1 protein-coding gene is annotated in these 1,007 nt (G+C 72.7%); it reads right to left on the reverse strand.

The annotated features are described in order from the left end of the window. Nucleotides 1-1,007 (reverse strand): methyl-accepting chemotaxis protein (locus BMZ69_RS30945; protein WP_244543633.1); only part of this gene is annotated, 1,007 nt, incomplete at both ends.

Consider the following 1,007-nt stretch of genomic DNA (forward strand, 5'->3'; position numbering starts at 1 on the left):
TTGGCGGCCTTGCGGGCTGGTGCAGGCGCGGCCTTGCTCTGGGCGAAGGCGGCCTCGGCGAGCTGGCGCAGGCGCTCCGGCTCGGAGTCGCGACCGCTACCGCGGTCGGCCGGGCCGGCCATGTGCGGCGCGGCAGCGACGGGACGTGCCGGGGCCCGCGAAGCAAGACGAGCGGCAGGGCGCGCCCCGGCTCCGGAAGACGCCGCTCCAGCGGCCATCGTAACGCCGGCCCCATTGCCGGTGCGGAAGCTCGCCACCAGCGTGTTGAGCTCGCCGATCCGCCCGGTCAGCGCCCCGGCCGAGGCGGCGCTCTGCTCGGCCAGCGCCGCGTTGGCCTGGGTCATCTCGTCGAGATGGGCGACCGCCTGGCTCATCTCGTCGATGCCATGGGCCTGCTCGGCCGAGGCCGCCGAGATCTCCTGGATCGTGCCGGTGACCTTCTGCGAGGCCGCCAGGATCGTCTCCAGCGACTCGCCGGCCCGGCGCACCAGCTTCACCCCGGCCTCGACCTCGCTGTTCGACGAGGAGATCAGGCCCGAAATATCCTTGGCCGCCTCGCTGGAGCGCTGCGCCAGCGTGCGCACTTCCGAGGCGACGACGGCGAAGCCCTTGCCGGCATCGCCGGCGCGGGCCGCCTCGACGGCGGCATTCAGCGCGAGCAGGTTGGTCTGGAAGGCGATGTCGTCGATCACCCGGATGATGTCGGAGATCTTGCGCGAGGCCTCCTCGATCCGGGCCATGGCGCTGACCGCCTCGCCGGCGATGGCGCCGCCTGCCTGGGCCGCCTTCATCGCCTCCTCGGCAACCGCAGCCGCCTGGCGCGCGCCCTGGGCCGAGGCCTTGACCGAAGCTGCGAGTTCCTCGGTGGTGGCCGCGGTCTCCTCGAGCGAGGAAGCCTGCTCCTCGGTCCGCTTCGACAGATCGTCGGCGCCCATGTTGATCTCGCGCGCCGCGATGCCGACATCGCAGGCCGTCACCTGGATCGTCGAGACGGTTGCCGAGAGGCG

Source organism: Allobosea sp. CRIB-10 (assembly GCF_900112185.1).
Lineage (GTDB): Bacteria > Pseudomonadota > Alphaproteobacteria > Rhizobiales > Beijerinckiaceae > Allobosea.